Consider the following 18297-nt stretch of genomic DNA (forward strand, 5'->3'; position numbering starts at 1 on the left):
CCTCAATGAAATGGCGCTCCCACTTTTTTTATTCAATAACCCCCGCATCAATAATTTTAACTTTTGTTTCTATTTTTATCGGTACCGTTTTATAGGTGGTTTTCCATTTTTCATAGTCGAAATGTCTCGTTCTTGATTTAACAAAATGGCCGATTCCAACTGGATCAATTCCAATTTCTTTAAAATGATTGAGTAGCTTCAAGCTTTCTTGATTTACTTTTTTCTCCATATTTTTTTCAATCGCTTTTATGGCTTTCGACGAAAGTTTATTTCCTGAGAATTCTCGAATGGATCCTTTTATTTTAATGTGAATGGTTACTTCAGTAGGATTCTTCTTTGATAATTCAAAATGGGTTTTCGATAAAATGCTCCGTACAGCAGCCTCTTCATCACCCATTTTTATTTTATAGGTTCCTTCGCTATATTGATCGACCAATAGTTTAAAAAAGAACATTTTGCTTGTGGGAAGGGTGTCGACGACTTTATCCTTTTTAAAGAGACTTATCCCGCTTATTTCCATTTTATCTTTACCAATTTTTTTTAATGTCGGAAGATAGGAGTCTTTACCTGTTTGGAAAAAATCGTAAATGAACCTATGGAGATTGGACTTTGGCAAATCACGGGCTTTAATATTTTGTTCAATTAGATTAGAAATATAGGTAGCGTTTCCACTTGTTCCATAATCGTGCTTTAATAGCTCACTTGCTTTTCCATCTACGACGACTAAGTATAGCCGCTCACCAATTGTTGCATCCCGTTGCAGCGAGTCAATGAGGTCAATAATGCCGTTTTTGGCTAATTTTTCACCAAATAAAGCGACCTGTAAGCTCCCAATTACGAGGGGATCGGCTGATTGTCGTTGCATTTCAAGAAACAATTCGCGATTCATGGCAGAAACAGACGTATAGGTCACATTTTTTATGGATTTATCAGGCATATAATTGGGCACTAATGCTGTTCCTAAAATCTGACCTTTTTTATAATAATCAAACCCAAGTCCACTTTCGATGCTGATGTCATCTAATATTTCCTTTTCGACACACCCTGTTAATAGTAGGAGCATCAAGCATATGAAACTACATTTTCTAAGCATGCTTTTTCACCCTCTTGGCAATCATGACGGCAATAAATAAACAAGGTATATAGATACTATTTACAGCAAAACTCATTTTTCCAAACAGATCAGATAGATTATTAATATCCATTCTAGTTATAACGAGGGATGAAGCAATTAAGCAAATAAGGGATAAGACGATGACTCCTTTTTTTTGCTTGAAATTAAATATTTGTTTCATTAGTCGGCTGGCAATCCATAGTGAAATACATACATTCGGTAATACAATAAGATTCCAATTGGCAATCCCTATATACTCAAACCGTTCAACAAAGGGCATCTCAACAATTTTCCAAATGTTTAATGTTGGCCAAATGGTTTCCTGAAGCTGCCGTTCTGAAAAATACGCAAAGGTGATAACGGCTAGTCCGGTATAGATGATGGTTGTAGTTAGAACGGACATATGGGCCCACTTTTTTGATTTTTGAGGGTCTTTAATAAATGGGTAAACAAATAGTAACGTTTCAAAGCCTGTGTATGTTAGGGACATATGAAAATAGGCCATTAATAGCCCTTTAATGGAATGGTCCATAACGGGCTGGATATTACTAATATCGCAATAAGGCAGCGCATAGGCAAAAATGAAAATTAAATAGACTGGCAACACTGTTCCGAAAAAGGCAATCCCTGTTACGGTCCGAAAGCCTCCAAAAACGATATATATACATAAAAATAAAAAAGCGAACGAGAACCAAAAAATATTTAGATCTGGAAAAACCCAAACTTGAATAACTTCAACAAATGCTCTCAAAACTGCTGTGGCATAAAGACAAAAGTAAAAAATAAAGATGGAACTGACTATTTTTCCAAACATTTTCCCGAAAATATATTGATGGACCTTAAATAAATCTCCATCTACGGTTTCTAGAATTTTATACATCATCCATACATGGATGTGGATGGTTAAACCTGCAAGCACTACTGAAACCCATGCATCATATCCAGCATCCTTGGCTATAATTCGTTGATATCCAAGAATACCGATTCCAATTTGCATGCCAATTATTAAATAATAAACAAGGAAAGGGGATATTTTTTTATTTTCAGCAATAGGCTGTGGCAAGTGTATCCCTCCTTTGATTAATGGGATGGCTTTGTTAGATTTGTCTGTTGATTTTCACTGCAGGTGCTCCAATCAACTTTGCACAAAAATCAACATTCACTTTAATAAGTCAATGGAAAAAATAAGTATCATTCATCAATATCCTTCTTTTCTTTCGCCTTTTTTGTATTAAAGCGATTGGGTTGATTTGTTCGCAAATAACTAGGCCTTACTGAAAGCTTTTTAAACGGTAGACGAACAAATGCATCCTTTATGTCGACTGTCCTTGGAGGATAAATCGGTTCCAAGAACGGTCGACCTAGTGATGTAAGTCTTAGTAAATGTGTAAGCAATAGACAGAAACAATAGACGATGCCCACTAATCCCCACAATTCGGCAAAAAATAAAAATGGAAAACGCATTAAACGAATGGTGTTGCCCATTTTATAGACGGGAGTAGTAAACGAGGCAAGTGCTGCTAAGGCAACAATGATTAATAAAACGTTACTCGTCAATCCAGCTTCAACTGAAGCCGTTCCAATCACGATCCCGCCTACGATACCGATTGTTTGTCCGACCTTTGTCGGAAGTCTTGCTCCAGCCTCTCTAAGTAATTCGATTGTGAGTTCTAGAAAGAACGCCTCAAGGATAGGAGGTAATGGAATTAACCTTCTTGATGACACAAGCGTTGTTAATAAATCCTTAGGAATCAGTTCATAGTGATAATTGAGGGCTGCCACATAAATCGGTGTGATTAAAAGTGAAAAGGCAACCGCAAATAAACGAATAAGCCGGAAAAACGATGATAAAAACCAATTTAAAAAATAATCTTCAAATGAGCTGAAAAATTCAACAAGTGTCGTCGGTGCGATCAGGACATGTGGAGAACCATCGACCACCACTGCAATTTTTCCTTCTGCTAGAATCGCGGCGACACGGTCGGGTCGCTCAGTATCCAAAAGCTGTGGGAAGGGAGAATTCTCATTATCGCAGATGAGCTGAACAAGATACGAGCTATCTGCAATCAAATCAAAATCTAAATCTTGAATCCGCTGGCGAATCGTATTGACATTTTCTTTATCAGCTATCCCATCTATATGCAATATGGCGATTTCTGTTTTTGAAAGCTTCCCCACTTTCATTTGCTCAATATATAACTCTTTAATTGGAATGCGCTTTCGAATCAGATTTAGATTTTGTCCAATCGATTCGACAAAGGATTCCTTTGGTCCAACAACACTGAATTCCACTTCTGGTGCTGCAATACTGCGCACTATTTCCTTGCGGGCAGAGATAAAAGCAAATTGATTTCGATTTGCTTCGAGAGTGACCATAACATAGCCATCAAACAGTTTTTTCTCAATCATTGCGACATCCTTGCTAATTTGAATATCAGCAACGGGAACGATGGTAGCAATATCCTCAAGAGAATGAAAGGTACATTCCAATAGATTGGGAAGAATACTCGTCTGCAGGACATTATCATCAATCAATGTTGCGATAAATGAAAGATGAAATTGCACATCTGTTTCTTTATTCACACACTCTGTTTTTTTATAATCAGCAGAATTAGCTAGTTTTGTTTCTAACTCTTCTAATTCCTTAGGTTTCCTTTTGAACCAATCCATCATGTTTATCACCTATGTCGTTCTGCCTTTTTTGTATTATTTCCAACACAGGAAATGTTATGAATGGAATGGGAAAAATGAATAGAAGGAGTGGGGGAAAATAACCAATAAAAAAGGACTAGCCAATGTATCCGATGGCTAGCCCCATATTATTAGGGAGAGGATTCTTTATTTTAAAAATTTGTTTTCTAAATCGTCTAGCATTAAGTTTGCGGCAATAACGCCACCAGCAGTGTTCCAGATTACATCATTCACTTTGTGGACATTTCCTTGTTTTGAGACTTCTAGGTTTTTAAATAACGGATCTTGGGTCCATTCCTTTTCTAGCTCAGTTGCAGTGCCATCTCCTGTATCATAGGTGAAGTAAAAAAGGATATCACCATCCATAGCTGGTATACGTTCCTTCGTTACATTACGCTCAGCAAAATCATCTACATTCTGGCTTTCAGGCCGGGCGAACCCTAGTTGATCTAAAATAACCCCAGAAAAAGTATCCTTATGATAGATTCGAACATCACCTGACATAAAGCGCACCATTGAAACCTTCATGCTTAGTTTGTCGCCAAGTTCTTCCTTTAAACCTGCAATTTTGTCTTCGTATGCCTTTAGCACTTCTTGCCCTTTTTCCTCTTTATTAATGGCCTTTGCATAAAGTTTGAAGTTTTCTTGCCAATCGCCACGTAATGTTTCTGCAAAAATAGTAGGAGCAATTGCACTTAATTGCGGATAAATATTTTCTTGGCGCATTTTATTACCTATGATTAGATCTGGCTTTAGAGCCGCAATTGCTTCAACATTGACTTGTGATTCTACCCCGACAACTTGAACATCCTTCATATCTTTAGCAATATGATCATACCAAGGATCTCCTGTCCAAGATTGAACAGCGCCTACTGGAGTTACTCCCATCGCAAGTAATGCTTCTGTGCCTTCATTTGTTAAAATAACAATTTGTTTAGGCGTTTTTTCTAATGTCGTTTCGCCCATTGCATGCTGTATCGTATAGCTTGTTTCTTCGGTTTTCGGTTCCTTTTCCTTCGTTTCCGTTGTCTTGTCTGCTCCATCCTTCCCACAAGCAGCGAGCATAAATAGAGCTCCGAGTATAAGAAGGGATAGGAAAATCTTCAATTTTTTCATCAGTATGTAGCCTCCACTTAATTGTTAATGATAATCATTTTCAATTGAACAACCATATCATAATGGCAATCTAAACACGTTGTCAATACATAAAGTAATTGTTTTGATTAAAAATGAAAACGATTCTCATTGACATTGATTCTCAATTAAAATAGACTGAATTTGAATTCATCTTTTTATAACAATAAAGAGGGTATCTATAATGCTATTAAAAAGTAATGTTGAAAAGTGGGTAGGTTTAATTGTTGTTTTAAGCCTACTTTTGTTATTAGTGTGTTCCAGTGTTGTTTATGGCTACACTGATACTTCTTGGAAGGTTGCACTGGATTCTTTTACAAGCTTTAATGGTTCAAATGAGCATTTGATTCTTCAAACAGTACGTCTCCCGAGGGCGTTTATTGCTGCTGCTGTTGGTGCGAGTTTAGCGATTTCTGGTGTTTTATTACAAACCCTTACGAAAAATCCACTGGCATCCTCTGAATTTTTCGGCGTTAACGCTGGGGCTGGATTGGCTGTTGTCATTGCTGTGGCCATCTACCATTCAAGTAATCTTCAGCTGTTTACATGGGTATCATTTTTCGGTGCTGCAGTGGCAGCAATCTGTGTCTTTGCTGTCGGTTCCGTCGGACGTGAAGGCCTAACACCGATGAAGCTGACCCTTGCTGGTGCAGCTTTGACGGCAATGTTTGCCTCATTAACCCAAGGCTTGCTCGTCATAAATGAAGCGGCACTAGAGCAGGTTTTGTTTTGGCTATCAGGTTCAGTTGCTGGAAGAAAATTAGAAAATTTAATGTCGGTATTGCCGTACCTATCATTTGGTTGGGTTATTGCACTTATCATTTCTGGTAAATTGAATGTGTTTGCGATGGGGGAGGACGTAGCTAAGGGACTAGGATTAAATACAGGTTTTATCAAAGTGATCGCCGTGATCATAGTCATTCTTTTATCAGGTGGAGCAGTTGCCGTGGCAGGTCAAATTGCTTTTATTGGGATAGTTATACCTCATGTAACTCGTGCAATCGTGGGGACGGACCATCGCTGGTTGATTCCCTATTCTGCGTTATTAGGTGGGATTCTCTTAATCGCAGCTGATATCGCAGCACGTTATATTGTGATGCCAGAGGAAATGCCTGTTGGGGTCATGACGGCTATTATTGGAACTCCATTCTTTATTTATCTTGCTAGAAGGGGGTTCAATGGACGATGAATCAATACAAAAATGTAAGATTACTTAATGGAAAAATATCTTACCTAATGAATATACGTGCATTATTCGTGTTTTTTAGCTTGCTGTTTTTGACTGCAGCCGTTTTTGTTGTTAGTACAGGTCTTGGTGAAATGAAAATAGGTCCCTTAAGTGTCCTTGAAGTGCTTTTTGGTGGAGGAACAGACATGGACCGCTTGATCATACAGACCTTTCGCTTACCTAGAATCATTGTTGCAATGATGGTTGGGATGGGCTTAGCTGTCGCTGGCGGCATTCTCCAGGGAATGATCCGCAATCCTTTAGCCTCTCCAGATATTTTAGGGATTACAGGTGGAGCTGCCGTTGCAGTTGTAGGATTTTTAGCTTTTTTTAGTGATGAAAATAATGCGTTAACGGTAAGTATCAAATGGATGCCTGTTGCTGCATTTTTCGGTGCAGTAATGGTAGCTTTTCTTGTTTATTTTTTGGCTTGGAAAAATGGAGTTTCGCCAATCAGACTTGTTTTAATCGGCATTGGAATCATGACGTTAATGAAGGCTTTAACCACCCTGATGATGGTTTTCGGTCCAATCTATCAAGCAAGTCAGGCAAATATTTGGATTACCGGAACCGTCTACGGATCAAATTGGGATAATGTTTCAGTACTTGTTCCGTGGATTTTCATCCTGTTAATCATTACGTTTATTTATGCTCGCCATATTAATATTCAAGAGCTTGGTGATGAAATAGCCATCGGCTTAAGCGGAGAGATTCAACGACAACGCCTCGTACTATTGTTGCTAAGTACTGGACTAATTGGCGGGTCGGTAGCGTTTGCGGGTGGGATTGGGTTTGTTGGCTTAATGGCGCCACATATGGCGCGAAGATTAGTTGGGTCTGCATTTGGGGCACTATTACCTGTTTCAGCACTAATCGGAGCGATTCTTGTGATAGCGGCAGATTTAATTGGACGGACTCTATTTTCACCTCTTGAAATCCCTGCAGGGGTATTTACTGCCAGCATTGGCGCACCTTATTTTATATACCTATTATTTAAAGCACGACAATAAATCAGAAAGACTAGGTAAAGCTTATTGGAACAAAACCAAGTAAAGGTGTGAAAAAAATGAATACGGCGATTGAAACAAATCATCTGAGTCTTTCATATGGAGATACGATAATAATTGAAGATTTAAATGTAAAAATCCCTAAGGGGGAGATTACTGTTTTTATCGGTGGAAATGGCTGTGGTAAATCAACACTGCTTCGCTCGATTGCCCGATTACTTAAACCAAAAACTGGCACTGTACTGCTTGATGGCGCTACTATTGCCAATATGTCAACAAAAAACGTAGCTAAGAAAATGGCGATCTTACCGCAATCACCCATTGCTCCAGAAGGATTAACGGTACTACAGCTTGTTAAACAAGGGCGTTATCCTTATCAATCATGGTTAAAGCAATGGTCAAAAGACGACGAACTAAAGGTAGAGGCTGCCTTAAAAGCAACAGGCATGGAGCTATTTAAGGATCGAAGTGTTGATTCTTTATCAGGTGGACAGAGACAGCGTGCGTGGATTGCCATGACACTTGCCCAAGACACCGAGGTCATTCTATTGGATGAACCAACCACCTATTTAGATATGACCCATCAAATAGAAATTCTTGATTTGTTATTTGAATTAAATGAGCAAGAAAACCGAACCATTGTGATGGTGCTACATGATTTAAATTTGGCCTGTCGCTATGCCCATAATATTGTAGCGATTAAGGATCGGACAATTTATGCACAAGGTAAGCCGGAAACTATTATGAACAGTCATCTCGTCATGAATGTATTTAATATGAAATGTGAAGTCACAATCGATCCGTTATTTGGTACACCTTTGTGCATCCCTTACGGTAAGGGGAGATTCATTCAACAAAAGGGGAAGGTAGTACATGGCTAACAGGATGAGCTTAACTGAAGAAGAACTGACGGAGCTTAAACGTCTCCGTTTGACAGAAAAAAGAGTGTCATCTGAGCTTTCTGTGCCCTTACATGAAATCATGAATGATAGAGAAGGCTGCCTAGCATATTTACAACGTGTTAAGGAAGAAGTCGGCGCTCCGAACGATAAGGTTGCAGTTTCGATCCTGATGAAACGGTACGCATTTCTTCCTGCTATTTATTTGTACGCGATGACCGTTTGGAACAAACGTCTGAATATTACGTTTGAAAATGTATCGATTGAGTCCAGCTATCAAGGAGATTTGTGGCTTCCTTCTTTCTGTTTTAATGATTTAAGCTTCTTTGAAGCATCTGAACCACGTCATGAATGGCGTCGTGAGGCAGTAGCAGAAGTGTTTGCCAAGCATATATTTCCATTGATGAATGCTTTTGTTCGTATTTCGAAAATCTCGAAGTATATTTTATGGGAAAACATTGCCGTATACATCTTTTGGTTGTACGAATCTTTTCTAAATGAATGTAAAGATGATGCAGTTAGAGAAAGAGCTGTCGATGACTTTCAATTTATCGTAAAGCATGCGAGTGGTGAGTTATTCGGTGATTACCACCAAAATCCATTAACCAAATACTACACGAAATCTGTATATAACAAGGAACAAAATAGAGAAGTCCGGGTAAGGACAACCTGCTGCTTTACAAATCAATTAAAAAAGAACATGAAAAGTTGTAATATCTGTCCGGTTACTTGTAATAAATTAAAATAACGAGTTAGTTTGTCCATGTCATAATTGGGGAGAGGTTACGATGGAACAAGCAATCCGGAATTTTTTTCTTTTTTTATCGAAAAATAAAACAATGACCAAGCTCGCAAAGAAATACGGGTTGCGATTTGGTGCGTCGCGCTTTGTGGCCGGAGAAAGTATTGAACAAACTATTGAGGTGATCAAAGGATTGAACGCACAAGGTTTGTTGGTCACATTAGACTATTTAGGTGAATTTGTTGACAGTGAAGGAGAAGCAATTGAAGTAGCATCGCATTCCATTAATGCAATTGAAGTGATCGGCCAAGAAAACCTGAACGTCCAGCTCTCCATAAAACTAACTTCATTAGGGTTAGACATTTCCGAGGAAGTAGTGATGAGAAATTTACATCAAATCCTGGAGACAGCAAAAAAACACCATGTGTTTGTTACGATTGATATGGAGGACTTCAATCATTGTCTAAAAACGATTGAGATTTTTAAAAAGCTTAAAGTTCAATATAATCATGTCGGAACGGTCCTTCAGGCCTATTTATTCCGAACGATGGAAGACATTATCGATTTAAGTCCATACTCACCAAATCTTCGTTTAGTTAAAGGTGCTTATAAAGAACCTCCATCCGTTGCCTTCCCCGAGAAAAAAGATGTCGATGAAAACTTCAAGAATATCATTAAGCTTCACCTTTTGAATGGTCATTACACGGCTGTCGCTACCCATGATGATGTCATGATTGAATATACGAAACAATTCGTTCGTGAACACAATATTTCAACTGACCAATTTGAGTTTCAAATGCTCTATGGCATTCGTCCTGAAAGACAATTAGAGCTTGTAAAAGAGGGCTATAAGATGCGCGTCTACGTCCCTTTTGGAACTGATTGGTACGGCTATTTTATGCGCAGATTAGCAGAGCGTCCAGCTAATGTAGGGTTTGTGCTGAAAGGGATGCTAAAGCGCTAGACCTATGCAGACAGGGTCAAACCACAAAGCTACAATCTTGAACCGCGAACTTGTAAATCGTAGGTGAGGTCTGACCCTAATCCCAAAGTTACTTCTTGAATTGGTTGTTTTGGCTATTAACTTTATCGATACCGGCCATCTCTCCACCAGGTCCGGCATTACCTTTAACACTTGCTGCACTAACACCAGCTTTAGAAGGATTTTTCTTATGCTTCGCCATAATATATCACCTCCGTTTATAGATTACCCAAAATAATCAATCCTCATTTTTAAAAAATATTTCGCAAAGGAATATTGATTAAATATTCAAAATATTCTATAGTATAGATATCCACTTTGATGGGCGTAAATCCAAGCTTAGAAGATGATGGATCAAATGAACTCAATTTAAATTTTTTTGGCACAAAAATGAATGAGTACTCATTCATAAAAACAAAGTGTCGAAGGAGGAAAAACATTGATTCAACGGATAAACAAAGCTGCTGTATTAGGTTCAGGGGTTATGGGGTCAGGAATCGCTGCCCATCTTGCTAACATTGGCATACCAACACTATTACTGGATATTGTACCGAATGAAGTAACGGATGAAGAAAAAGCAAAAGGTTTTACATTGCAAAATAAACAGGTTCGAAATCGTTACAGCAATCAAGCACTTCAGAAGCTACTAAAGCAAAAACCAGCACCACTTGCCTCTAAACAAAATCTCGCGTTAATAGAGTCCGGAAATTTTGAAGACGATATGGTCCGGCTCAAAGAAGTTGATTGGATTATTGAAGTTGTCGTTGAAAACTTAAACATAAAGCATAAAGTTTTTGAAAAGGTGGATCAGTATCGCAAACCGGGCAGCATTGTTAGCTCGAATACCTCTGGGATTTCAATCGAAGCTATGGCCGAGGGAAGAAGCGATGACTTTAAAGCCCACTTTCTAGGAACGCATTTCTTTAATCCACCCCGCTACTTAAAATTACTCGAAATCATTCCAACGAAGAACACAAAACAAGAAATAATTTCATTTATGAGCAAATTTGGAGAAGACGTCCTTGGGAAAGGAGTTGTACTTGCAAAGGACACGCCTAATTTCATCGCCAATCGGATTGGAACATACGGGCTACTCGTTACACTAAAACAAATGCAAAAGGGTGGCTATAGTGTAGGTGAGGTTGATTCCGTAACAGGACCTCTAATCGGACGCCCGAAAAGTGCAACGTTTCGGACGCTTGATGTAGTCGGTCTCGATACATTTGTTCATGTAGCCAACAATGTGTATGAGCAAGTTGATGGTGCTGAACAAGCAGTATTTGAAGTACCTGAGTTTATGAAGGAAATGCTGCAAAAGAATTGGATTGGCAGTAAGTCCGGTCAAGGTTTTTACTTAAAAAAAGGAAAGGAAATTCTTGAGTTAAATCCAGCTACGTTAGAATACAGTGCGCAAAAGAAGCTTAAGGCTGCATCCATTGAAGGAAGCAAACAGGAAAAAGGCCGGGCAAATAAAATGAAAGCGCTTGTGTATGCAGAAGACCGTGTCGGAACGTTATTATGGGATATTCTCTCACCTGTCCTCCTGTATTCTGCAGAGCAGCATGGCAAGATTGCCGATACAATCGTTGCGATGGATCAGGCAATGAAATGGGGCTTTGGCTGGGATCTTGGACCATTTGAAACCTGGGATGCAATAGGCATTGCGAAATCCGTTGCAAAAATGGAGGCAGAAGGTGCCACTATTCCTGCTTGGGTTAAACAAATGCTGGCTGAGGGTCGTTCGTCTTTTTATCAAGAAGTTGAAGGCAAGCCTTGCTATTACCACAAAGGGGAATACAAGGAAATTCAACAAAATCCAAAATCAATAGATCTTAAAAGGTTAAAAAAACAACCGAAAAACATCATTAAGAAAAACACTGGTGCCAGCTTAATTGATCTTGGTGATGGAGTGGCACTCCTAGAATTTCATTCGCCAAACAATGCGATTGGGCCAGATATTACACAAATGATAAATGTCGCGATTGATGAGGTCGAAAAAAATTACAAAGGACTTGTCATCGGCAATCAAGGGAAAAACTTCTGTGTTGGTGCAAACCTGGCCATGATTCTGATGGAGGCTCAGGATGATAATATTTTCGAACTCGATTATGTAGTCCGCAGCTTCCAGCAAGCGATGATGAAAATCAAATATAGCAAAAAGCCGGTGGTGGTCGCGCCTTTTGGAATGACACTTGGTGGTGGGGCTGAGGTTTGCTTACCGGCAGCTTCCATCCAGGCTTCACTCGAAACCTATATCGGTCTTGTTGAAGCAGGAGTCGGCTTAATCCCTGGTGGTGGCGGTAATAAAGAGCTATATATCAAGCATCTAAATTCAATTCCGCAAGGGGTAGAGGTTGATTTGCAAAAGGTTGCCAATAGCGTTTTTGAAAAAATAGCGATGGCGAAGGTTTCAACATCGGCAGAAGAAGCGCGGGAAAATTTCTTTCTAGCTAGCAAGGATGGTGTCAGTGTTAATGGAGATCATCTAGTGTTTGATGCTAAGCAAAAAGTGCTGGATCTGGATCGTAAAGGCTTCAAACCACCGGTTCGTAAAAAAATCCCAGTGGTCGGCGAAACCGGCTACGCTACCTTATTGCTTGGGGCTCAATCGATGTACCATTCAGGCTACATTTCAGAACACGATTTAAAAATTGCCAAAAAACTAGCCTTTGTAATAGCTGGAGGAAAGGTCCCCTACGGTACAGAGGTTGATGAGCAATATCTTTTGGAGTTGGAAAGAGAGGCGTTCTTAAGCCTAGTTGCCGAATCAAAATCTCAGCAACGGATGCAGCATATGCTGATCAAGGGCAAACCACTGCGAAACTAGGTCTACTAGTATCATAGATTTATCCAATTTGTGCACATAGACAGGTTCTACGTTCACTATTTGAAGAGTTTGCACCCAATTTGTGCACTTATACCGAATCATTTTTAGCCCCCACGGAAAAGGAGACCTGAAACGGAAATCAACAGATAAACTTAACACAGCCATATAAAAAAATAATGAAAGAGAGGGAATTGGATGAAAGAAGCGGTGATCGTTCAGTGGAGCTAGAACCCCAGTAGGTAAAGCAAAAAAGGGGACATTGGCGCAAACACGCCCCGATGATTTAGGTGCTCTTGTTGTAAAAGAAACCTTGCGGCGTGCGGGTAATTACGAAGGAAATATTGATGATTTAATCATTGGTTGTGCGATGCCCGAGGCCGAGCAGGGGATGAACATGGCGCGTAATATTGGTGCTCTCGCTGGACTCCCGTATACAGTCCCAGCAATCACGATCAATCGTTATTGTTCCTCTGGCTTGCAATCAATTGCTTTAGCTGCTGAAAGAATTATGCTTGGTCACTCCGACACGATTATTGCTGGAGGAGCAGAGTCGATGAGCCTTGTGCCGATGATGGGCCATGTTGTGCGCCCAAATGCGAAGCTGGCTGAATCTGCACCTCAATACTATATGAGTATGGGCCATACCGCCGAGGAAGTGGCAAAAAAATACGGCATTAGCCGTCAAGACCAAGATGAGTTTGCTGTAAGAAGTCATCAAAAAGCTGCGAAAGCAATCGAGTCTGGAAGATTTATTGATGAAATCGTTCCAGTTGATGTGACCGTCCGTTCAGTTGGTAGCGATCATAAGCTTTACGAAAAAACCATAAGGTTTAACCAGGATGAAGGCGTTCGACTAGATACAAATGTGGAGACATTAGCGAAGCTACGTCCGGCGTTTTCAGTTACAGGCTCCGTCACAGCAGGGAATGCATCACAAACAAGCGATGGAGCAGCAGCTGTGATGGTGATGGAGCGTGAAAAAGCAGAAGGTTTAGGTTTAGAGCCAATGGCAAAATTTCGTTCCTTCGCTGTTGGGGGTGTTCCGCCTGAAGTGATGGGGATTGGGCCAATCGTTGCGATTCCGAAAGCATTGAAAATTGCTGGCCTTGAACTTACAGACATCGGTTTAATTGAGCTAAATGAAGCTTTTGCATCACAATCGATTGCGATTATCCGCGAGCTTGGCCTTGATGAAAATAAAGTAAATGTAAATGGTGGAGCGATTGCACTCGGTCACCCGCTTGGCTGTACAGGAACAAAGCTGACTCTATCCTTAATTCACGAAATGAGACGTCGCAATGTCCAATTCGGTATCGTGACAATGTGTATTGGCGGTGGCATGGGAGCCGCTGGTGTATTTGAACTCATCTAACGTTTGGGTGTCACTGTTTTTTCACCTTGTCCAATTTACTAAAGAAAAACTTAAACTATTAATTTTTTGAAAAGAGGGAAGAAGTATGTCTAATCAAACCGAAAAATTGATTAAAGGTGGCAGCTTTTTAATTGAAGATATAAGCTATGAGCGGATGATAACTCCTGAGGATTTCACAGATGAGCAGATCATGATTGCCAAAACAACAGAGGATTTTGTTGTCAATGAAGTGGTTCCAGAAGTGGAGTACTTAGAAAAGCATGAGTTTGATCGGACGGTACGCCTACTAAAGGAAGCCGGTGATTTAGGGTTATTAGGTGCGGATGTACCCGAGGAATACGGTGGCCTAGGCTTAGATAAAATCAGCTCTGCGTTAATCACGGAGAAAATGACACGTGCTGGAGGATTCTCTTTATCGCACGGTGCACATGTTGGAATTGGCTCACTACCGATCATTCTTTTTGGAAATGAACAGCAAAAGCAAAAGTATTTGCCAAAGCTTGCAACAGGAGAAAAGCTAGCTGCTTACGCCTTAACAGAACCAGGCTCAGGCTCTGATGCACTTAGTGCGAAGACGACTGCCAAATTAAATGCCGAAGGAACCCACTTTATTTTAAATGGGGAAAAGCAATGGATTACAAACGCTGGCTTTGCAGATGTATTTGTTGTCTATGCCAAAATTGATGGAGAGTATTTTTCGGCATTTATCATTGAGCGTGATTTCCCAGGCGTTTCGACTGGTGCTGAAGAAAAGAAAATGGGGATTAAATCTTCATCAACACGCACCCTTATCTTACAGGATGTTCCGGTGCCAAAAGAAAACCTGTTAGGTGAACCTGGCAAAGGCCACATTATTGCGTTTAATATATTAAATATTGGCCGTTATAAGCTTGGAGTGGGTGTTGTTGGAGGATCAAAACGGGCTTTTGAATTAGCAGTGAAGTATGCAAATGGTCGTCAGCAGTTTAAAACACCAATCGCTCAATTCAATTTGACGAAGGAAAAATTAGCAACTATGGCATCGAAACTTTATGCCGCTGAGAGCTCAGTTTATCGGACAGTCGGATTGTATGAGGAACGAATGGGTGGATTATCAGAAGAGGAACAAAAGAATCCAAAAGTCGTTGCTGCTTCTATTGCTGAATATGCGATTGAGTGCTCATTAAATAAGTTCTTTGCTTCTGAGGTATTGGACTACGTTGTCGATGAGGGCGTCCAACTCCACGGTGGATACGGCTTTATGCAGGAATACGAAATTGAACGGGCCTACCGTGATTCACGAATCAACCGAATCTTTGAGGGAACGAATGAAATAAACCGCTTGTTGGTTCCAGGCACATTCATTCGGAAAGCATTAAAAGGTGAGCTTCCGCTATTCCAAAGAGCGCAAACCCTGCAGGAAGAACTAATGATGATGATGCCGGTTGAGCCAGGTGATGAACCGCTTGCTCAGGAAAAATATTTAACAAGTAATGCCAAGAAAATAGGCTTATTAGCAACGGGTCTTGCAGCCCAAAAATTTGGTAAGTCTCTAGAGAGGGAACAAGAAATACTTGCCAATATTGCCGACATTATTTCAAATGCTTATGCGATGGAATCCGTTGTACTCAGAACAGAAAAAGCGATTTCTGTAAACGGGCTTGAAAAAAATAAGCAAAAGCTTCTCTATACGCAAATTTTCTGTCAGGAAGCTTTTAATAAAATTGAGCAGGATGCAAAAGAATCGCTATTGGCGATTGAGGAAGGAGATACGGTACGGATGCTGTTATCAGCGCTTCGAAAATTCACACGCCACACTCCAATTAACGTCATTGCCAAAAAACGCGAAGCAGCCTATAAATTAATTGAGCAAGAAAAATATATTGTGTAATAGATTATGGTGGCTTTCTTCTTTTAGGAGAAAGCCTTCATGATTTTTTAAAGGATTTTCAACAATAAAGTCGAATTGTTTTTAGGTGGTCGAAATACATTTGATGCATATGTAGAGGAACACTCATGCATGATTCTTGGATTTTTCCTTTTCATGTATTACAATGTACCATTGATTGGCAAAATAACATGGAGGTGAAAAAATGTCATTATCCCTTTACTGGTATCCGAAATGCGGAACATGTAGGAAAGCAAAAAAATGGCTTGATGATCATGGTATTGAATATGACGAAATACATATTGTTGAGAATCCTCCAACTAGACAACAATTAGAAGAGATGTATCAACAAAGTGGTTTAGAATTGAAAAAGTTCTTTAACACAAGTGGCCAAAAATATCGGGATCTTGGAATGAAGGACAAAATGGGTCATGCTAGTGATAGCGAATTGTTGGATTTACTCGCCTCTGATGGAATGCTAATTAAACGTCCGATTGTATATGATGGAACAAAGGTAACCGTTGGCTTTAAAGAGGAAGAATTTGAACAAACTTGGAGCTAATTACAAATGAGTGGAGGAAAATAATTGATGAATATTCCTAAAGAATTTCGTTATTCAAATGAACATGAATGGGTTAAGGTAGAGGGAGATAAAGTTCGTGTGGGCATTACTCATTTTGCTCAATCAGAATTAGGAGATATCGTCTTTGTAGAGCTTCCAGAGGTTGGGGACAAGGTTGTTGCGGGTGAACCATTTGGTAGTGTTGAATCTGTAAAGACTGTATCAGAATTATATGCACCTGTAAGCGGCACAGTTGTGGAGATTAACGAGGAATTAAGCGACAGTCCTGAATTTGTCAACGAATCACCGTACGAAAAAGCATGGATGATTATAGTTGAACCTACAAATTTAAACGAAGTTGAACAGTTAATGACTGCTGTGCAGTACGAAGAAATGACAAAAGAAGATTAAGTTATACAAGCGCCGTTGCTATGAGCAGGGCGCTTTCTTTATGAATCTGACTAAGAAATGAGGATTTTCTCTAAAATATTAGTTAAAAATATAAATAGTTGAGTCTTAGGAGGAATACTACACCAACTTATTGAATATTGAATAATCTAAGATAAATACAACTTCGTTTTCAGGTGATAAATATGAGAGAGCTCAGCGATAAAGTAATCATTGTTGAAGGCACTTCAGATAAGAAGAAAGTTAAAGGCATTATTCGGGAGCCAATTGAAATTATTTGCACCAACGGTACGATAGGGATTAACCGTTTAGAAGAATTAATTGATTCTGTCTTAGATAAAGAAGTCTATATTTTAGTCGATGCTGATGAGGCTGGAGAAAAACTTCGGAAGCAATTTAAACGCGAGTTTCCAGAAGCGGAGCATCTTTATATCGATAAATCATATCGTGAGGTCGCTACCGCACCTGTACACCATTTAGCGACTGTTCTAGTCCAAGCAAACATAGATATATTTACTGAATTTTTAGAAAGAGGATGAATCGCAAGAAATGAATGAGTTGTCAGTTGAACAAGCCAATACAATCCTCCATCAAGAATTTGAAGGAGTCCTCTATTTGTATACTCCAATGTGTGGTACATGTGCAGTGGCTCAAAAAATGCTTACGGTCATTGAGGAGCTTATACCAGAAGTCGAGATGGTTAAAGTCAATGTGAATTTTTCCCGAGCGCTAGCTGAACAATTAAAAATTGAAAGTGTACCATGCTTATTAATATTCAAACAAGGTAGAGTGCAACAAAAAATATACGCATTTCAGTCTGTTCCATATTTGTACGACACAATCAAAAAGATCATCTAAAGGGATAAGGTGGGGTGAGTTCCTTGGGTTGCCTAGTGGAGTCTTTTGTCGAAACGTTTAATCATAAGCTTCATCTTCACGATTTAGTTAAAAATAATCCTATACAGGTATGTATTGATACCGAAAAAGGAAAGAGTTATTTCATCGTGCAAAATGGTCTTGCTAGAAATGCTGTTCAAGAATCAGTGTCAGATGAGTGTGATATCGTTTCAATTGCAACCAGTTATGATACTGCAACTGAATTATTATCCGGAAAAATAAAATTACGAGAAGCACAGGCACAAAAGCTACTCACTGTTTCAGGTTCACTACGGACAGCACTATTGTTAGAAACTGTTTTCTATTTAACAACCAAGGATATGTATATAACAATAGATTCAGAAAAGTTAAATAATATTTATTGACTTAAAAAGAATCGCTATGATAAGGTTTAAAAGTAAATAGAATTTCTTATCAAGAGAGGTGTAGGGACTGGCCCGACGACACCCAGCAACCGGTTCAGAACACGGTGCTAATTCCAGCAGAGTAAGACAACTCTGATAGATAAGAAGAGATGATAAAGTTAGCGAACCCTCTTCTTATTAGAAGTGGGTTTTTTGATGTTTA

At 39.4% G+C, this 18297-nt stretch carries 17 protein-coding genes, 1 pseudogene and 1 riboswitch; of the genes and pseudogenes, 13 read left to right on the forward strand and 5 right to left on the reverse strand.

Annotated elements, in window-relative coordinates; all coding sequences use genetic code 11:
* Positions 1-28 precede the first annotated feature (28 nt).
* The 4 genes from RGF10_RS04210 to RGF10_RS04225 form a co-directional block, all read right to left on the reverse strand.
* Positions 29-1093 carry a Ger(x)C family spore germination protein gene (locus RGF10_RS04210; RefSeq protein ID WP_318507577.1) on the reverse strand — a complete coding sequence of 355 codons (1065 nt, stop codon included), beginning with the start codon at positions 1091-1093 and terminating at the stop codon, positions 29-31.
* Entirely contained in the window at positions 1086-2177 is a 1092-nt protein-coding gene (locus RGF10_RS04215; RefSeq protein WP_318507579.1) for a GerAB/ArcD/ProY family transporter, read from the reverse strand. Before RGF10_RS04215 ends, RGF10_RS04210 begins: the two co-directional genes overlap by 8 nt.
* Before the next feature lie 128 nt (positions 2178-2305).
* Complete coding sequence (locus RGF10_RS04220) at positions 2306-3787, reverse strand: spore germination protein (protein WP_412176676.1); 1482 nt, start codon at positions 3785-3787, stop codon at positions 2306-2308.
* 165 nt (positions 3788-3952) lie between these two features.
* Positions 3953-4921, reverse strand: coding sequence for an ABC transporter substrate-binding protein (locus RGF10_RS04225; protein WP_318507581.1), 969 nt, complete (start codon positions 4919-4921; stop codon positions 3953-3955).
* A gap of 202 nt (positions 4922-5123) precedes the next feature.
* Between RGF10_RS04225 and RGF10_RS04230 the strand changes: the two genes are divergently transcribed.
* From RGF10_RS04230 to RGF10_RS04250, 5 genes are read left to right on the forward strand one after another with little or no spacing between them, the layout of a single operon-like run.
* Positions 5124-6128: a FecCD family ABC transporter permease gene (locus RGF10_RS04230; protein ID WP_318507583.1), complete on the forward strand. Its 1005-nt coding sequence runs from the start codon at positions 5124-5126 to the stop codon at positions 6126-6128.
* Positions 6125-7177 carry a FecCD family ABC transporter permease gene (locus RGF10_RS04235; protein WP_318507585.1) on the forward strand — a complete coding sequence of 351 codons (1053 nt, stop codon included), beginning with the start codon at positions 6125-6127 and terminating at the stop codon, positions 7175-7177. Before RGF10_RS04230 ends, RGF10_RS04235 begins: the two co-directional genes overlap by 4 nt.
* A 56-nt stretch (positions 7178-7233) precedes the next feature.
* Positions 7234-8055: an ABC transporter ATP-binding protein gene (locus RGF10_RS04240; protein ID WP_318507587.1), complete on the forward strand. Its 822-nt coding sequence runs from the start codon at positions 7234-7236 to the stop codon at positions 8053-8055.
* Positions 8048-8821 (forward strand): IucA/IucC family C-terminal-domain containing protein, encoded by a 774-nt coding sequence (locus RGF10_RS04245; protein ID WP_318507589.1) that lies wholly within the window; start codon positions 8048-8050, stop codon positions 8819-8821. The genes RGF10_RS04240 and RGF10_RS04245 overlap by 8 nt, the downstream gene beginning before the upstream one ends.
* 40 nt (positions 8822-8861) lie before the next feature.
* Positions 8862-9779 carry a proline dehydrogenase gene (locus RGF10_RS04250; protein ID WP_318507591.1) on the forward strand — a complete coding sequence of 306 codons (918 nt, stop codon included), beginning with the start codon at positions 8862-8864 and terminating at the stop codon, positions 9777-9779.
* An 88-nt stretch (positions 9780-9867) separates the two neighbouring features.
* On the opposite strand, the gene RGF10_RS04255 is transcribed toward RGF10_RS04250, so the two are convergent.
* Positions 9868-9999: a YuzL family protein gene (locus tag RGF10_RS04255; RefSeq protein WP_318507593.1), complete on the reverse strand. Its 132-nt coding sequence runs from the start codon at positions 9997-9999 to the stop codon at positions 9868-9870.
* A gap of 237 nt (positions 10000-10236) precedes the next feature.
* Between RGF10_RS04255 and RGF10_RS04260 the strand changes: the two genes are divergently transcribed.
* The 8 genes and pseudogenes from RGF10_RS04260 (at position 10237) to RGF10_RS04295 (ending at position 18095) form a co-directional block, all read left to right on the forward strand.
* Complete coding sequence (locus RGF10_RS04260; RefSeq protein ID WP_318507595.1) at positions 10237-12624, forward strand: 3-hydroxyacyl-CoA dehydrogenase/enoyl-CoA hydratase family protein; 2388 nt, start codon at positions 10237-10239, stop codon at positions 12622-12624.
* A gap of 195 nt (positions 12625-12819) precedes the next feature.
* Positions 12820-13996, forward strand: a pseudogene (locus tag RGF10_RS04265) (acetyl-CoA C-acetyltransferase).
* An 85-nt stretch (positions 13997-14081) separates the two neighbouring features.
* Complete coding sequence (locus tag RGF10_RS04270; RefSeq protein WP_318507597.1) at positions 14082-15866, forward strand: acyl-CoA dehydrogenase FadE; 1785 nt, start codon at positions 14082-14084, stop codon at positions 15864-15866.
* A gap of 202 nt (positions 15867-16068) precedes the next feature.
* Positions 16069-16425: an arsenate reductase family protein gene (locus RGF10_RS04275; protein ID WP_318507599.1), complete on the forward strand. Its 357-nt coding sequence runs from the start codon at positions 16069-16071 to the stop codon at positions 16423-16425.
* 27 nt (positions 16426-16452) lie between these two features.
* Entirely contained in the window at positions 16453-16836 is a 384-nt protein-coding gene (gcvH, locus tag RGF10_RS04280) for a glycine cleavage system protein GcvH (RefSeq protein WP_318507600.1), read from the forward strand.
* A 182-nt stretch (positions 16837-17018) separates the two neighbouring features.
* Positions 17019-17372, forward strand: a complete 354-nt coding sequence (locus RGF10_RS04285; RefSeq protein ID WP_318507602.1) for a toprim domain-containing protein — start codon at positions 17019-17021, stop codon at positions 17370-17372.
* A 10-nt stretch (positions 17373-17382) separates the two neighbouring features.
* The gene (locus RGF10_RS04290; protein WP_318507604.1) at positions 17383-17691 is read left to right on the forward strand and encodes a thioredoxin family protein; all 309 of its coding nucleotides are present in this window, start codon (positions 17383-17385) and stop codon (positions 17689-17691) included.
* 23 nt (positions 17692-17714) lie between these two features.
* Entirely contained in the window at positions 17715-18095 is a 381-nt protein-coding gene (locus tag RGF10_RS04295; protein WP_318507606.1) for a hypothetical protein, read from the forward strand.
* A gap of 43 nt (positions 18096-18138) precedes the next feature.
* Positions 18139-18241: riboswitch (SAM riboswitch) on the forward strand.
* Positions 18242-18297: the final 56 nt, after the last annotated feature.

It is taken from the genome of Bacillus sp. T3, assembly GCF_033449965.1.
Classification (GTDB): domain Bacteria; phylum Bacillota; class Bacilli; order Bacillales; family Cytobacillaceae; genus Bacillus_BU.

Coding starts and splice junctions, on each gene's coding strand:
- RGF10_RS04210 (WP_318507577.1), bottom strand. CDS start 1,093: ATGCTTAGAAAATGTAGTTTCATATGCTTGATGCTCCTACTATTAACA.
- RGF10_RS04220 (WP_412176676.1), bottom strand. CDS start 3,787: ATGATGGATTGGTTCAAAAGGAAACCTAAGGAATTAGAAGAGTTAGAA.
- RGF10_RS04290 (WP_318507604.1), top strand. CDS start 17,383: ATGAATGAGTTGTCAGTTGAACAAGCCAATACAATCCTCCATCAAGAA.
- RGF10_RS04255 (WP_318507593.1), bottom strand. CDS start 9,999: ATGGCGAAGCATAAGAAAAATCCTTCTAAAGCTGGTGTTAGTGCAGCA.
- RGF10_RS04275 (WP_318507599.1), top strand. CDS start 16,069: ATGTCATTATCCCTTTACTGGTATCCGAAATGCGGAACATGTAGGAAA.
- RGF10_RS04230 (WP_318507583.1), top strand. CDS start 5,124: ATGCTATTAAAAAGTAATGTTGAAAAGTGGGTAGGTTTAATTGTTGTT.
- RGF10_RS04285 (WP_318507602.1), top strand. CDS start 17,019: ATGAGAGAGCTCAGCGATAAAGTAATCATTGTTGAAGGCACTTCAGAT.
- RGF10_RS04225 (WP_318507581.1), bottom strand. CDS start 4,921: ATGAAAAAATTGAAGATTTTCCTATCCCTTCTTATACTCGGAGCTCTA.
- RGF10_RS04235 (WP_318507585.1), top strand. CDS start 6,125: ATGAATCAATACAAAAATGTAAGATTACTTAATGGAAAAATATCTTAC.
- RGF10_RS04240 (WP_318507587.1), top strand. CDS start 7,234: ATGAATACGGCGATTGAAACAAATCATCTGAGTCTTTCATATGGAGAT.
- RGF10_RS04250 (WP_318507591.1), top strand. CDS start 8,862: ATGGAACAAGCAATCCGGAATTTTTTTCTTTTTTTATCGAAAAATAAA.
- RGF10_RS04245 (WP_318507589.1), top strand. CDS start 8,048: ATGGCTAACAGGATGAGCTTAACTGAAGAAGAACTGACGGAGCTTAAA.
- RGF10_RS04270 (WP_318507597.1), top strand. CDS start 14,082: ATGTCTAATCAAACCGAAAAATTGATTAAAGGTGGCAGCTTTTTAATT.
- gcvH (WP_318507600.1), top strand. CDS start 16,453: ATGAATATTCCTAAAGAATTTCGTTATTCAAATGAACATGAATGGGTT.